Source organism: Streptomyces carpinensis, assembly GCF_002154505.1.
Classification (GTDB): domain Bacteria; phylum Actinomycetota; class Actinomycetes; order Streptomycetales; family Streptomycetaceae; genus Streptomyces; species Streptomyces carpinensis.
Genome location: NZ_MUBM01000287.1, coordinates 1 through 14,137 on the forward strand (window position 1 = coordinate 1; position 14,137 = coordinate 14,137).

Annotated in this window: 13 protein-coding genes; 9 read left to right on the forward strand and 4 right to left on the reverse strand. The window is 71.3% G+C overall.

All coding sequences use genetic code 11. The annotated features are described in order from the left end of the window. Positions 1 to 386: GTP-binding protein (locus BZY54_RS34035; RefSeq protein ID WP_208640860.1), on the forward strand; the 386-nt coding region annotated here is incomplete at its 5' end. Between the two features lie 50 nt (positions 387 to 436). Next, positions 437 to 1,993, forward strand: a complete 1,557-nt coding sequence (locus tag BZY54_RS34040) for a cytochrome P450 (RefSeq protein WP_086729180.1) — start codon at positions 437 to 439, stop codon at positions 1,991 to 1,993. Here the strand turns inward: BZY54_RS34040 and BZY54_RS34045 are convergent. Then, complete coding sequence (locus tag BZY54_RS34045; RefSeq protein WP_086729181.1) at positions 1,987 to 2,961, reverse strand: RluA family pseudouridine synthase; 975 nt, start codon at positions 2,959 to 2,961, stop codon at positions 1,987 to 1,989. The two genes, BZY54_RS34040 and BZY54_RS34045, sit on opposite strands and share 7 nt — an antisense overlap. Positions 2,962 to 3,092: 131 nt before the next feature. On the opposite strand from BZY54_RS34045, the gene BZY54_RS34050 reads away from it, so the two are divergent. The 3 genes from BZY54_RS34050 to BZY54_RS34060 all read left to right on the forward strand — a co-directional run bounded on the left by BZY54_RS34050 (position 3,093) and on the right by BZY54_RS34060 (position 5,732). Continuing rightward, complete coding sequence (locus BZY54_RS34050; protein ID WP_086729190.1) at positions 3,093 to 3,734, forward strand: PadR family transcriptional regulator; 642 nt, start codon at positions 3,093 to 3,095, stop codon at positions 3,732 to 3,734. A 205-nt stretch (positions 3,735 to 3,939) separates the two neighbouring features. Further along, positions 3,940 to 4,959 (forward strand): ATP-binding cassette domain-containing protein, encoded by a 1,020-nt coding sequence (locus tag BZY54_RS34055; protein ID WP_086729182.1) that lies wholly within the window; start codon positions 3,940 to 3,942, stop codon positions 4,957 to 4,959. Then, a complete protein-coding gene (locus tag BZY54_RS34060) occupies positions 4,956 to 5,732 on the forward strand; it encodes an ABC transporter permease (protein WP_086729183.1) in 777 nt (258 codons plus the stop codon). The genes BZY54_RS34055 and BZY54_RS34060 overlap by 4 nt, the downstream gene beginning before the upstream one ends. A gap of 57 nt (positions 5,733 to 5,789) precedes the next feature. On the opposite strand, the gene BZY54_RS34065 is transcribed toward BZY54_RS34060, so the two are convergent. Further along, the gene (locus BZY54_RS34065; RefSeq protein ID WP_086729184.1) at positions 5,790 to 6,635 is read right to left on the reverse strand and encodes a siderophore-interacting protein; all 846 of its coding nucleotides are present in this window, start codon (positions 6,633 to 6,635) and stop codon (positions 5,790 to 5,792) included. A gap of 101 nt (positions 6,636 to 6,736) precedes the next feature. Beyond that, entirely contained in the window at positions 6,737 to 7,666 is a 930-nt protein-coding gene (locus BZY54_RS34070) for a 5'-3' exonuclease (protein WP_244217480.1), read from the reverse strand. 261 nt (positions 7,667 to 7,927) lie between these two features. On the opposite strand from BZY54_RS34070, the gene BZY54_RS34075 reads away from it, so the two are divergent. From BZY54_RS34075 to BZY54_RS34090, 4 genes are all read left to right on the forward strand, one after another. After that, positions 7,928 to 9,019 carry a quaternary amine ABC transporter ATP-binding protein gene (locus BZY54_RS34075; protein ID WP_086729185.1) on the forward strand — a complete coding sequence of 364 codons (1,092 nt, stop codon included), beginning with the start codon at positions 7,928 to 7,930 and terminating at the stop codon, positions 9,017 to 9,019. Beyond that, a complete protein-coding gene (locus BZY54_RS34080; RefSeq protein ID WP_086729186.1) occupies positions 9,012 to 11,630 on the forward strand; it encodes an ABC transporter permease/substrate binding protein in 2,619 nt (872 codons plus the stop codon). Before BZY54_RS34075 ends, BZY54_RS34080 begins: the two co-directional genes overlap by 8 nt. Positions 11,631 to 12,024: 394 nt before the next feature. After that, complete coding sequence (locus tag BZY54_RS34085) at positions 12,025 to 12,600, forward strand: helix-turn-helix domain-containing protein (protein WP_086729187.1); 576 nt, start codon at positions 12,025 to 12,027, stop codon at positions 12,598 to 12,600. Next, positions 12,600 to 13,319, forward strand: coding sequence for a helical backbone metal receptor (locus tag BZY54_RS34090; protein ID WP_086729188.1), 720 nt, complete (start codon positions 12,600 to 12,602; stop codon positions 13,317 to 13,319). Before BZY54_RS34085 ends, BZY54_RS34090 begins: the two co-directional genes overlap by 1 nt. On the opposite strand, the gene BZY54_RS34095 is transcribed toward BZY54_RS34090, so the two are convergent. Then, the coding region (locus tag BZY54_RS34095; protein ID WP_086729189.1) for an SLAC1 family transporter at positions 13,231 to 14,137 on the reverse strand (907 nt) is incomplete at its 5' end. The two genes, BZY54_RS34090 and BZY54_RS34095, sit on opposite strands and share 89 nt — an antisense overlap.

Here is a 14,137-nt window from a genome sequence, read left to right on the forward strand (position 1 = left end):
CGATGGACTTCGGCCGCATCAGCATCACCGACCAACTGGTGCTCTATCTCTTCGGCACCCCCGGCCAGCAGCGCTTCTGGTTCCTGTGGAACGGCCTGTTCGAGGGCGCGCTCGGCGCGGTGGTGCTGGTCGACACCCGGCGCCTGGAGGTCAGCTTCGACGTCATGGGGCGGCTGGAGGAGCGCGGTGTGCCCTTCGTCGTGGCCATCAACTCCTTCCCGGACGCGCCTCGTCACCCGATCCCCGAGCTGCGTTCGGCCCTCGACCTGGCCGAGGAGATCCCGATGATCGAGTGCGACGTGCGCCGCCGCTCATCCAGTCGCGACGTGCTGCTGACCCTGATGCGGTTCCTGCACTCCCTCGCCATGACCGGCTCGCCGCGCTGAACCGGATTCCGCCGACTCTCCCTCCCCTTTCCGTCCCGAAAGCGACCGCTGTGACGCCTGAACCCCAGTTCCTGACCGGTCCGGACGACCGCACCCCCGCCCCGCCCCCCGGCTGTCCCGCGCACGGCATCGGGCCCGGCGGGCTGCACCGCCTCCACGAGGCGCCCGACCTCGGAGCGCTGTACGAGCAACTGCGCGAGCAGTACGGACCGGTGGCCCCCGTACTGCTCCACGACGACGTGCCCATGTGGGTGGTCCTCGGGCACGCCGAGAACCTGCACATGGTGCGCACGCCCTCGCAGTTCACCCGGGACAGCCGCGTCTGGACGCCGCTCGAGGACGGCATGGTCGAACCCGACCACCCGCTCATGCCGCACATCGCCTGGCAGCCGATCTGCTCCCACGCCGAGGGCGACGAGCACAAGCGGCTGCGCGGCGCGGTCACCGCGGCCATGGAGACCATCGACCAGCGCGGCCTGCGCCGCAACATCGGCCGCGCCACGCAGCTCCTGGTCAACAGGTTCTGCGAGACGGGCCGGGCCGACCTCGTCGACCAGTTCGCCGAGCATCTGCCGATGGCGGTGATGTGCGAGGTCCTCGGCATGCCCGAGGAGTACAACGACCGGATCGTGCAGGCCGCCCGCGACATGCTCAAGGGCACCGAGACCGCGATCGCCAGCAACGAGTACATCATGGACTGCCTGCGGCGGCTCGTCGCCCGCCGCCGCGCCCGGCCCGACGACGACTTCACCAGCCATCTCATCAACCACCCGGCCGGACTGAGCGACGACGAGGTGGGCCAGCACCTGCGGCTCGTCCTCATCGCGGCCTACGAGGCCACCGCGAACCTGCTCGCCAACACCATCCGCCGGGTGCTCACCGACCCGGGTTTCCGCGCCCAGCTCAACGGCGGACAGATGACGGTGCCGCAGGCGGTGGAGCAGTCGCTGTGGGACGAGCCGCCGTTCAGCACCATCCTCGGCTACTTCGCCAAGCAGGAGACGGAGCTCGGCGGCCGGCGCATCCGCGCGGGCGACGGGCTGCTGCTCGGCATCGCGCCGGCCAACGTCGACCCCCGGGTACGCCCCGACCGATCGGCCGACATGCAGGGCAACCGCTCCCACCTGGCCTTCGGCGGCGGCCCGCACGAGTGCCCCGGACAGGACATCGGCCGCGCCGTCGCCGACGTCGGCGTCGACAAGCTGCTGATGCGGCTGCCGGACATCCGGCTCGACTGCGACGAGGAGGAGCTGCGCCGGACGGAGTCGATCGCCTCCCAGCACCTGGTCGAGTTGCCGGTGCGGTTCACCCCGAGGCCGCAGCAGGACGTGATGTCGCAGCCCAGCCACACCCCGATGCCGGTCCCGCAGCCGCGCACTGCCTGGGAGATCGGCACGGTAAAGGCGGACGCGGAGCGGGCCGGGGCGCCGTCCTCCGAGGACGGGGGCTCTTCCGTGCAGCAGGCCGGCACCGCACGTCGGCGTCCCCCACTGCCCTGGACCCCACCGCCGGTCCCCACGCCGCCCGCCGGGACCGGCGAGACGGCCGGGCACAGCCGCCCTCAGGGCGTCTGGCAGCGCTTCGTGCGCTGGTGGCGCGGCTACTGACCGGTTCCGCACCCCGGCGGGTCCTCCGCCCATCCGATGGCGGAGGACCACGCCTCGAGCGTCCGCACGCTGCGGAAACGGTGTGCCGTCCCCGTGATCGGATCGGTGAACTCCAGCTTCCGCGCAAGCAGTTGCAACGGGCGCCGGAAGTCGCCGGGTGGGGCGGGATCGGTCACCACCGGGTAGAGCGGGTCGCCGAGGATCGGCACACCCAGCGCGCTCATGTGCACCCGTAGCTGATGCGTCTGCCCGGTGCCGGGCTCCAGCCGGTACCGGGCGAGGCCGTCCGCACGGTGCTCGACCAGTTCCACCCGCGTGAGGGCGTTGGGCTCGCCCGGCACCTCACGGGCGGCCGGCACGCCCCGCTCCTTCACGATCCGGCTGCGTACCGTCCGGGGCAGTGCGAGCTCCGGGTCGTACGGCGCTATGGCCTCGTACTCCTTGCGCACCCGACGGTCTCGGAACAGCGTCTGGTAGGCGCCGCGCTCCTCGGGGCGCACCGTGAACAGCACCAGCCCGGCCGTGAGCCGGTCCAGACGGTGTGCGGCGCCGAGCGTCGGGATGCCCAGTTCGCGGCGCAGCCGCGCCAGCGCGGTCTCGGCGACATGCATGCCGCGCGGGGTGGTGGCCAGGAAGTGCGGCTTGTCCACGACGACGAGGTGCTCGTCGTGGTGGACCACCTCCAGGCGGAACGGCACCGGCACCTCCGCGGGCAGTTCCCGGTGGAACCACACGAACATTCCGGGCCGGTACGGCGCGTCGTACGCGACGGCCCGTCCGTCCGCCCCGACGATCCGCCCGGCCTCGAACATCGCCTCGACCACCCCGGGCCCGGCTCCCGACAGCCGCTCCACCAGGTGCTCCCGCACGGTGGCCCACGCCCCCTCGGCGGGCAGCCGAACCCGCACCGGGTCCACCCCCTGGCGCTGGGGCAGGGGAGCGGGTGGGGTGCGGGTCTTGCGTCTCATCGCCTCGAAGCCTACGGGCGGGGTGCGCGCCGGAGAAACCTTCAACGCGATACATCGTGTGTGTTGACGAGGTGTCCAGGTCGCGATATGTTCCGTTACGGATATTCGGAAACGGGGTGATCACCGTGGCGATGAAGCGCCGCAAGCTCGGCAATCCGCTGGCGCTCGCCGTGATGGTGACTCTCCAGCAGAAGCCGATGCATCCCTACGAGATCGCCCAGACGCTGCGCGCCCAGGGCAAGGACGCCAGCACGAAGATCAACTACGGCTCGCTCTACACCGTCGTCCAGAACCTGGAGAAGCACGGCTTCGTGGAGGTCACCGACGTCGAGCGGGAGGGCAACCGTCCCGAGCGCACCGTCTACGGGCTCACCGAGGCCGGGCGTCAGGAGATGACCGAGTGGATGTCGGACCTCGTGGCCGTGCCGGTCAAGGAGTTCCCGATCTTCGAGACGGCGCTCTCCCTCGTGGGCGTGCTGCACCCCGACGACGTCGAGCGGCTTCTCGACGAGCGGCTCAGAAACCTGGACGTGCAGGTCGCGGCCGGGCGAGGGGCGCTGCAGAAGCTGTACGAGACGCTGCCGCGGCTGTTCCTGGTGGAGACCGAGTACCAGTTGCACATGCTCGAGGCGCAGGCCGACTGGGTGCGCGGCTTCCTGACCGAACTGAGGAAGGGATCGCTGCCCGGCGTCGAGGAGTGGCGCCGGTTCCACGAGACGGGGGAGATCCCGCCCGAGTTCCTGACCGGGGAGGCGCCCGGCACCCAGACCTGACCCGGCCAGGGACCGCAGACCAGAGAAACGAACGGACCCCGGCAGGACTGTTGCAGCAGCCCCGCCAGGGTCGTCCAACCCCGAGCCGAATCCACCGTGAGGCTTCTCCGGGCGATCGAGGTGCGGCACACCCAGGATAGCCCGGCCCTCCTCACGTGGATCGATCGGCGATCATTCGTCCGTCATCCCACAGGAGAGCCCTGTCATGAGTGCGACCCGTGCGCCCGCCGTCGAGGCGCGTCAGCTGGTCAAGACCTATCCCGGTGACGTCACCGCCCTGAACGGCATGGACGTCACCGTCGAACCGGGTACCGTCTTCGGGCTGCTCGGCCCCAACGGCGCCGGCAAGTCCACCACCGTCAAGATCCTCACCACCCTGGCCCGCCCCGACTCCGGCTCGGCGACCGTGGCCGGCCACGACGTGCTGCGCCAACCGGACCGCGTGCGCCACGCGATCGGCGTGGTGGCCCAGAGCTCAGGCGCCGACCCGGTGGCCACCGGCCGCGAGAACCTCCAGCTCCAGGGCAGGCTCTACGGCCTGAGGGGCGCGCCGCTGGCCCGGCGCGTCGAGGAGCTGCTGGAGCGCTTCGGCCTCACCGACGCGGCGAGTCGGCCGGTCAAGGGCTACTCCGGTGGCATGCGCCGCCGCCTCGACGTGGCGCTCGGGCTGGTGCACCGGCCCGAGGTGCTGTTCCTGGACGAGCCCACCACCGGCCTCGACCCGGAGGCGCGCACCGCGATGTGGGACGAGATCGCCCGCCTCGCCGGCGACGAGGGCCTGACCATCCTGCTCACCACGCACTACCTGGAAGAGGCCGACCGGCTCGCGGAGCGGATCGCCATCGTCGACCGCGGCCGGATCGTGGTGGAGGGCACGCCCGACGCCCTCAAGGGCGAACTGCGTGGTGACGCCGTCCACGTGGAACTGCGCGAGCCGGCCGGAGAGGCCGGGCGCACCCTTTTGACGGGTGCCCTCGGCGTGCTGTCCGGAGTGCACGAGGTGCTGATCGACGGGCGCCGGATCAGCGTCCGCGCCGACGACGGGGCAGCGGCGATGCCCGGCCTGCTCGCCGCGCTCGAACGCGCCGGGGTCACCGTCGCCTCGGCGACCGTGGCCCGCCCCTCCCTCGACGACGTCTACCTCCGCCACGCCGGCCGGCGATACGCCGAGGCCGAAGCCGACAGCGCCGCCGGCGCCCTCACCCTCGCCGGGGGAGTGCGATGAGCACCGCGATCTCCCAGACCTGGTACATGACCCGGCGCCATCTGATGGTGTTCGCCCGTCAGCCCGCGTACGCGATCATCACCCTCATCCAGCCGGTGATCTGGCTGTTCCTGTTCGGCAGCCTCTTCAAGAAGGTCGTCGAGCTCGGCGGCTTCGGCACCACCACCTACCTGGACTACCTGGTGCCGGGAGTGGTCGTGATGAGCGCGCTGAGCTCCAACATGTGGGCGGGCATGGGCACGCTTGAGGAGATGCAGCGCGGCACGCTGAACCGCTTCCTGACCACGCCGGTCAGCCGGGCCGCCCTGATGAACGGCAACGTCGTCAACAACGGGCTGGTCACCGCCCTGCAGTCGGTGATCATCGTGCTGCTCGGACTGCTGGGCGGCGCCGACTACCCCGGCGGCGTGGGCGGTGTCGCGGTTCTGGTCCTCGCGTCGGTGCTGCTCGGAACGGTCTTCGGCGCGCTGTCCAACGCGCTCGGCATGCTGGTGCGGGAGCGGGAGTCGATCATCGGGATCAACACCTTCCTGCTGCTGCCCCTGACCTTCCTGTCTTCGGCCTTCATGGCGCCCTCCCAGATGCCCTCCTGGATGCGGCACGTCGCCGACTTCAACCCGCTCGACTGGGCGATGGTCGCGGGCCGTTCGGCGATGTCCGCGGACACCGACTGGGGCGCCGTGGGCGGCCGTACGGCGGCGCTGCTGGTGCTGGCCGTGGCCGCGGTGTGGCTGTCGATCCGGACGTTCCGGTCGTACCAGCGGTCGGTGTAGCGGCCCCGGACACGCCGCAGGGGCGGCACCCGTGCGGTGCCGCCCCTGCCCGACGTCTCACGCGGCCGGTGCCGCGCTCTCCTGCTCGGCCTCGACCCGGGCGTTCCACTCCCGCTTGGAGGCCTGCCAGCCGTCCTCGTTGTGCCCCAGCCGCCAGTAGCCGGAGATCGACAGGTCCTCGCGCGGGACGGCGTGCTCCACGCGCAGCAGGCGGCGCAGCTCCTTCACGAAACCGGCCTCGCCGTGCACGAACGCGTGCACCCGGCCCGCGGGGAACCTGAGCGCCCGTACGGCCTCCACCAGCGCCTCGCCGACGGGCCGGTCCCCGCGGTGCAGCCAGACGACCTCCACCTCGGAGTCGATCTTCTGCTCCTCCTCGGGGCCTGCGACCTCGACGAAGGCGTGCGCCGTGGCGCCCGCGGGCAACGACTCCAGGGAGCGGGCGATCGCCGGCAGGGCGCTCTCGTCACCGGCGAGCAGATGCCAGTCGGCGCTCGCGTCGGGGGCATAGGCGCCGCCGGGGCCGACGAACCGTACGGTCTCGCCCGGCCGGGCCAGCAGCGACCAGGGGCCGGCCAGGCCCTCGTCGCCGTGGATCACGAAGTCCAGGCTCAGCTCGCGGTGCTCGGGGTCCCAGGCGCGCACGGTGTAGGTCCGGGTCACCGGCCACTGCTCGCGGGGGAACTCCGCGCGGATCCGCTCCATGTCGAAGGGCTCGGGGTAGGTGACGCCGTCGGCGGGGAACAGCAGCTTCACGTAGTGGTCCGTGCAGGTGTCGGCCGAGAAGTCGGCCAGGCCCTCGCCGCCGAGCACCACGCGCTGCATGTGCGGAGTCAGCCGTTCGGTGCGGACGACCCGCGCGGTGTGGGCCCTTCGCGGCTTGCGCGCCGGACGATCTGCCATGACGGCCTCCCAGTTCCCCTTGCTTAGGCTTACCTAAGTTAGCACCTCCCGTCGGCGAACACCTCTCCCCGGGCTCCATGAGCACGTGTCGGCGGCCCTCGTCACGCCGCGAGCGTGGTGAGCAGCCGTTGCAGGGACCCTCCCAGGCCCCAGCGGCCGGCCAGCTCCTCCAGCGCCACCGGGTCGCGCGGGGTGCGCGGCAGCGCCGTGCCGGCGTCCGGCAGCGGGACGTCGGCGGCGACGCGCACGACCGTCGGCGCCACGGCGAGGTACGGCCGCGCCTCGTCGAGCCGCTTGCGCTGGGACGGCGTGAGCCGGGCCTTCGGATCGTCCACGGCCGCCATGATCCCGGCCAGGTCGCCGAACTCGGCCAGCAGCCGGGCGGCCGTCTTCTCCCCGATGCCGGGCACGCCCGGCAGTCCGTCGCTCGGGTCGCCGCGCAGCAGTGCCAGGTCCGCGTACCCGCTGCCGTCGACCCCATACTTCTCCCGCAGCACGGCCTCGTCGGTGGTCAGCAGCGTGCCCACGCCCTTGACCGGGTACAGCACGCGCACCCCACGCGCGTCGTCCACCAGCTGGTACAGGTCGCGGTCGCCGGTGACGATGTCGACCGGGCCGCTCGCCCGCGCGGTGTAGGTGCCGATCACGTCGTCCGCCTCGTACCCCTCGACGCCCACCCGCGCGATGCCGATGGCGTCCAGGACCGCCTCGATGACCGGGACCTGAGGGGAGAGGGTGTCCGGCACCTCCTCCTCGTCCGGTCCGCTCGCGTGTTCCTCGGCGACGCGGTGTGCCTTGTAGGAGGGGATCAGCTCCACCCGCCACTGGGGCCGCCAGTCCGCGTCCATGCAGGCCACCAGGTGGTCGGGGTGATGGTCCTTGACGAGGCGGTCGATGAAGTCGAGCAGCCCGCGCACGGCGTTCACCGGCGTGCCGTCCGGGGCCTTGATCGACTCCGGGACGCCGAAGTAGGCGCGGAAGTACAGGGAAGCGGTGTCGAGGAGCATCAGTCGTCCGGTCACGCCTCGCATCATGCCGTACGGCACCGACAGTGACGGGCGGCGCGGAAGTCGGTGTTGCGGCCGGCCTGCGCGCCCCTGCGGGCGGGCGGCAGGCGACCGGTCCCGGGCCGCGCCTGCCGCCCGGTCGGCGTGTGCGCATGTGAAGCAGGCCACTTTCGCGTTTGCCTCAGAGGCGCTTGGGAAGGCGCGGGCCGGAGCGAAGGTGGTTGCGTTATTCAACTGTTATTCGGCCTTCGTCTCCTGTCCCTGACCCCGAGGTGAGAGGTGCGTGTGTCAGCCAGGCTTCAGGCCGAGCACCTGTACAAGGTGTTCGGCAGACGACCGGACGAGGCGGTGGGAAAGCTCCGCGAAGGAGCCGACCGTGAGGAACTGCGCGCAGACGGCACCACCGCCGCCGTCATCGACGCCTCCTTCACGGTGGAACCCGGACAGATCTTCGTCGTGATGGGACTGTCCGGCTCGGGCAAGTCCACGCTGCTGCGGATGCTGAACGGGCTGCTGGAGCCCACCGAGGGCCAGGTCAGCTTCGACGGCCAGGACCTGACGGCGCTCAGTGCCCGGGAGCTGCGCGAGGTTCGCTCCAGGAAGATCAGCATGGTCTTCCAGCACTTCGCGCTCTTCCCGCACCGCAGCGTCCGTGACAACGCCGCCTACGGCCTTGAAGTGCAGGGCGTGCCCCGCGCCGAGCGCGAACGCCGCGCCGACGAGGCGCTCGCCCTGTGCGGCCTGGCCGGGTGGGAGGCGTCCTGGCCGGACGAGCTCTCCGGCGGCATGCAGCAGCGCGTCGGTCTCGCCCGCGCGCTCGCCACCGACGCCGACCTGCTGCTGATGGACGAGTCCTTCAGCGCCCTGGATCCGCTGATCCGCCGCGACATGCAGGACCAGCTGCTCCAGCTGCAGCACACCCTGAAGAAGACGATCGTGTTCATCACCCACGACCTCAACGAGGCCATGCGCCTGGGGGACCGCATCGCCGTCATGCGCGACGGCCGGATCGTGCAGACCGGCACCGCGGAGGACATCCTGCTGCGCCCTGCCGACGACTACGTCGCCTCCTTCACCCAGGACGTCGACCGCTCCCGCGTACTGACCGCGGAGGCGGTCATGGACCGCGACGTGCGCGGTGACGAGGCGGACTGCGACTGCGACACCGCGACGCCGGAGACCCCGTTCACCGAGCTGTGCGCGATCAGCGCCAGGCTCTCCCACCCGGTCGCCGTCCTGGACGAGCGGCACGCCGTCGTCGGCGTCGTACCGCGCCAGCGGCTCGTCGGCTTCCTCGGCGACGAGTCGAGCCCCGAATCCGCGAGCTGTGACGCGCCGCGGGACCAGGGCGGCGAGAAGGAGGTGGCCCGTGCCTAGGATCCCGCTCGGCGACTGGGTCAACTCCGCGGTCGACTGGCTGCTCAACCACATGGCCTGGCTCTTCGACTTCTTCAAGACCGTCTTCACCGGTACCTACGACGGCATCGACGCCGTCCTTCAGGCGCCCGAGCCGCTGCTCCTCGCGGGCATCTTCGCGGTGCTCGCCTGGTGGCTGCGCGGTTCCGTCGCCGGTGTCCTCACCTTCGTGGGCTTCGCCTTCATCGACTCGATGGAACTGTGGTCGGACGCGATGGTGACGCTGTCGCTCGTCCTCGTCGCCACGATCATCGCCCTGGTGGTCTCGGTGCCGGTGGGCATCTGGGCGGCCCGCTCCAACCGGGTCAGCGCCGTCGTCCGGCCGGTCCTGGACTTCATGCAGACGCTGCCCGCGATGATCTACCTCATCCCGGCCATCCTGTTCTTCGGCACGGGCGCCTCCGCGGGCATCGTCGCCACGCTGATCTTCGCGCTCGCCCCGGGCGTGCGCATGACCGAGCTGGGCATCCGCCAGGTCGACGCGGAACTGGTCGAGGCGGCGGAGGCGTTCGGCACCACGCCCCGCAACACGCTGCTGCGCGTCCAGCTGCCGCTGGCCCTGCCCACGGTGATGGCCGGCGTCAACCAGGTGATCATGCTCGGGCTGTCCATGGCCGCGATCGCGGGCATGGTCGGCACCGGCGGCCTGGGCGGCGACGTCAACGAGGCCATCGGCCAGCTCAACGTCGGCCTCGGCTCCGAGTCCGGCGTCGCCATCGTGATCCTCGCCATCTACCTCGACCGGATGACCAGCGCCCTGGGCACCCAGGTCTCGCCGCTCGGCCGGCGGGCCGCCGCCAAGGCGCGGGCCGTCCAGGGCCTGAAGATCTGGTCCTACCGGCCGCGTCCGCAGATCGCCGTGATCGGCGTGGTGATCCTGGGCCTGGTCGCGGGCGGCATGGGCGTCTTCGGCGGCGGCGGATCCGGCTCGACGGCCGCCGCCGACGGCCACGACGTCGGCAAGGGCAAGAAGCTCAGCATCGGCTACATCCCCTGGGACGAGGGCGTCGCCTCCACCTTCCTGTGGAAGGAGATCCTCGAACAGCGCGGCTACCAGGTGGACGCCCGGCAGTTCGACGCCGGCCCCCTCTACACCTCTCTCGCCCAGGGCAGCGTCGACTTCGAGACCGACTCCTGGCTGCCGACCACCCACGCCCAGTACTGGAAGAAGTACGGCAAGCAGCTGGACGACCTCGGCTCCTGGTACGGCCCCACGTCGCTGGAGCTGTCCGTGCCGTCGTACATGAAGGGCGTCGACTCGCTCGCCGACCTCAAGGGCAAGGCGTCCCTCTTCGGCGGGAAGATCACCGGCATCGAGTCCAGCGCCGGCGAGATGGCCCTGCTCAAGAGCAAGGTCCTCAAGGACTACGGCCTGGACAAGGAGTACAAGGTCGTCGACAGCTCCACGCCCGCGATGCTGGCCGAGCTCAAGCGCGCCTACAGCAAGAAGGAACCGATCGTCGTCACGCTCTGGTCGCCGCACTGGGCGTACAACGACTACTCCCTGAAGAAGCTGAAGGACCCCAAGGGCGCCTGGGGCAAGGGCGACGGCGTGCACTCGCTGGCCCGCAAGGGCTTCGCGGCCGACAACCCGGTCGTCGCCAAGTGGCTGAAGAACTTCAAGTTGGACGAGAAGCAGCTCACCAGCCTCGAGGCCGAGATCAACAAGGCGGGCAAGGGCCGGCAGCAGGACGCCGTGCGCACCTGGCTCAAGTCCAACCCCGGCGTCGTCGACAAGCTGGCCCCGCTGCCCGGCGGTGCGGGCGCCAAGCCCGCCGAGGCCTCCCGCGCCCTGAACGTCGCCTGGTTCCCGTGGGACGAGGACATCGCCGTCACCCGTCTGTGGAAGCACGTCCTGGAGCGCCGCGGATACCGGCTGAACCTGAAGCAGATGGACGTCGGTCCCGTCTACACCGGCCTGGCCGGCGGTGACATCGACCTCAACTTCGACGCCTGGCTGCCGTACGCCCAGAAGAACTACTGGGACAAGAGCAAGGACAAGCTCAAGGACCTCGGCACCTGGTACCAGCCGACCTCCCTGGAGATCGCCGTCCCCTCCTACGTCAAGGACGTGAAGTCCCTGGAGGACCTCAAGGGCAAGTCGTCCCTCTTCGGCGGGAAGATCATCGGCATCGAGCCGGGCACCGGCGAGATGAACCTGCTCAAGAGCAAGGTCCTGCCCGGCTACGGCCTGGACAAGGAGTACAAGGTCGTCGACGGCTCCACGCCCGCGATGCTGGCCGAGCTCAAGCGCGCCTACGCCCAGAAGAAGCCGGTCGCCGTCGTGCTGTGGTCGCCGCACTGGGCGTACAACCGCTACGACCTGACCAAGCTGAAGGACGACAAGAAGCTCTTCGGCGAGGGCAACACCATCCGCACCATCTCCAGTGCGAAGTTCCCCGGGCAGTACCCCCAGCTCACCGAGTGGATCAAGAACTTCAGGATGAGCGAGGACGAGCTCGGCAGCCTGGAGAGCGAGATCAACAAGCTCGGTCAGGGACACGAGGACGAAGCGGTCGACGCCTGGCTGAAGCAGCACCCGGACGTCGAGCAGCGGATGACCTCGGGGTAGCCGTCACCGTCGAGCCGCCGGCACCCGAGGGGCGGGCTCTTCCCACGGTCCTGACGCCGTGGGAAGAGCCCGCCCCTCGAGTGTGTGCACGGTCGGAATCCGGACAACCACGGAGAGCCACCCCCCTACCCTGGGCTGGGGGGCCCGTCGGCTTCCGGGAGACCTCACCGGTGCCGATCCGTTCGGGTTCCGGCCCACCAGCCCCAGAGCGGGGCCGAAGGACTGGCGCGAAACCATGAGGTCGGCGGCCCGCCGACCTTACGGGGATGTGACGGCGGCGTGAAACGGTTTGCCGAACATGCGTAGGGTGCAGAGAAGTCATCAGGAGCAGTGCGCCCGGACGCGGGCCCACGGACGGCGGACGGAACGACGAGCGAAGGAGGGAGCCGGAGCGATGGGCGACCACAAAGAGCAGTCCCTTCGAGTGGGCGCGGCCGTACGGCGGCGGCGCCGCGCGCTGGACCTCACCCTCGCCGTCGTGGCCGAGCGCAGCGGCCTGTCGGTGCCCTTCCTGAGCCAGGTCGAGAACGATCGGGCCCGCCCCAGCCGGAGCTCCCTGGAGAAGGTCGCCGACGCCCTGCGCACCACAGCCGTGGAGCTGCTGGCGGCGGCCGACCCGGCGTGCAGCGTCGACGTCGTGCGCGCCGAGATCGCCGAGGTCCCCGTGGTGGAGCCCGAACCCGCGGTCCGCTCCCTGGTGCGCGGCCACCATCAGCTGCACGCCTCGGAGTTCACCGGCGACCACGACGCGGGCCGCGAGTTCCAGCACCGCAACGACGAACTGATGTACGTCGCCGACGGCGCGGTGGAGATAGAGGCCGAAGGCCGCGCCTACCGGCTGGCGCGCGGCGACACGATGTACCTCACCGGCGGGGTCCGCCACCGCTGGCGGGCGACCGTGCCCGACACCCGGGTGATCGTGGTCGCGGTGGCGGAGCACATCGAGGCGGTGCAGGACCGGACGCGCTGATGAGAGTCGTCTCCCTGGTGCCCTCGCTGACCGAGGCGGTCGCCGAGACGCTGCCCGGCGTACTGGTCGGTGCCACGGACTGGTGCGTCCGTCCGGCGGACCTGGACGTGGTCCGCGTCGGCGGCACCAAGAACCCCAACGTCGACCGGATCGTCGCCCTCGCCCCCGACCTGGTGATCGCCAACGAGGAGGAGAACCGCGCACCCGACCTCGACGCCCTGCGCGCGGCCGGCGTCGAGGTGCTGGTGACCGAGGTGCGGGACGTGCCCCAGGCCTTCCGGGAACTGGCACGGGTCCTGGCGGCCTGCGGGGCGGCGGGCCGGCCGCGGTGGCTGGACGAGGCCGAGACCGCATGGTCGCAGCTGCCCGCGCCCGAGCGCCGTACGAGCGCGATCGTGCCGATCTGGCGCCGGCCGTGGATGGTACTGGGCCGTGACACCTTCGCCGGTGACGTCCTCGCCCGCCTCGGCGTCGGCCACCTGTACGCGCGCCACGCCGAGCGCTACCCGCGCATCCCGCTGGAGGAACTGCGGGCGGCGGCCCCGGACGTCGTCGTCCTGCCCGACGAACCGTACCGCTTCACCGCCGGTGACGGGCCGGAGGCCTTTCCCGGGTTGCCGTGCGCGCTGGTCAGCGGGCGGCATCTGACGTGGTACGGGCCGTCGCTGGCCGAGGCTCCGCGGGCGCTGACCGAGGCGCTGCGAGCAGCGCGCCGCTGACCAGTCCGCGGGCGGTGTGCACGGCCGCGGTGGTCCAGGCGGTGACGAGGACCGCGTACAGGGCGACCGCGAGAGCGTCGTACGCGGCCAGGTGGGTGTGCCGGGCGAGGGCCGAGGCACCGGTGACGCAGGCGCCCACGGGGAAGGTGAAGGACCACCAGGTCATCGTGAAGCCCATGCCCTGCCGGCCGGCGCGCACCACCTGCGCGGCGGCGAACGCGAACCACAGCACGGCGAAGCCCATGACCGGAACGCCGTAGAGCAGGGCGAACACCGCGAAGCCGGTGCCGTAGGGGGCCGGCACGACGCCCGGGGCGGTGTCGGCGAACGCGCCGACGGCGGTGGTGGACTGCCCGAGCGGCCCCAGGACCAGGAACAGGGTCGGGGTGAGCGCGAGGGGCAGCGGACCCACGACGATCAGCCGGCCGAGGATCAGCGGCAGCAGGGCGAGCGTGGCCAGCAGGCTCAGCCCGAAGATCGCCACGCACGCCAGGAGCAGGGTCTCGCGCGCCTGGCCGGCGGGCAGGTGGCGCACCAGGGCGGGCCCGAGGGCGGCGGACACCATCGGCGCGACGACCGGCAGCAGCCACACGGGCGTCGCCTGGTGCGGCTCGATCCGGTGGTGCACGGCCATGACGTACGGCACCGCCACGGCCGCCACCAGCCCGACGACGGTCCCCGCCGTGAACAGCACGGTGTCCAGGGCGAGCGCGGCCGGCGTGCCGATCCAGTCCCGTCCGACGCCCGGGGCGCCGCCGTCGACGGCCAGCAGCGCCATGGACAGGCAGCCGTAGAACGGGGCCGCCGCCGGGTCCAGG

Excerpts from the sequence above, each read along its gene's own strand:
- BZY54_RS34045 (WP_086729181.1), bottom strand. The coding sequence starts at position 2,961 with ATGAGACGCAAGACCCGCACCCCACCCGCTCCCCTGCCCCAGCGCCAG.
- BZY54_RS34050 (WP_086729190.1), top strand. The coding sequence starts at position 3,093 with ATGAAGCGCCGCAAGCTCGGCAATCCGCTGGCGCTCGCCGTGATGGTG.
- BZY54_RS34055 (WP_086729182.1), top strand. The coding sequence starts at position 3,940 with ATGAGTGCGACCCGTGCGCCCGCCGTCGAGGCGCGTCAGCTGGTCAAG.
- BZY54_RS34060 (WP_086729183.1), top strand. The coding sequence starts at position 4,956 with ATGAGCACCGCGATCTCCCAGACCTGGTACATGACCCGGCGCCATCTG.
- BZY54_RS34065 (WP_086729184.1), bottom strand. The coding sequence starts at position 6,635 with ATGGCAGATCGTCCGGCGCGCAAGCCGCGAAGGGCCCACACCGCGCGG.
- BZY54_RS34070 (WP_244217480.1), bottom strand. The coding sequence starts at position 7,666 with ATGCGAGGCGTGACCGGACGACTGATGCTCCTCGACACCGCTTCCCTG.
- BZY54_RS34085 (WP_086729187.1), top strand. The coding sequence starts at position 12,025 with ATGGGCGACCACAAAGAGCAGTCCCTTCGAGTGGGCGCGGCCGTACGG.
- BZY54_RS34090 (WP_086729188.1), top strand. The coding sequence starts at position 12,600 with ATGAGAGTCGTCTCCCTGGTGCCCTCGCTGACCGAGGCGGTCGCCGAG.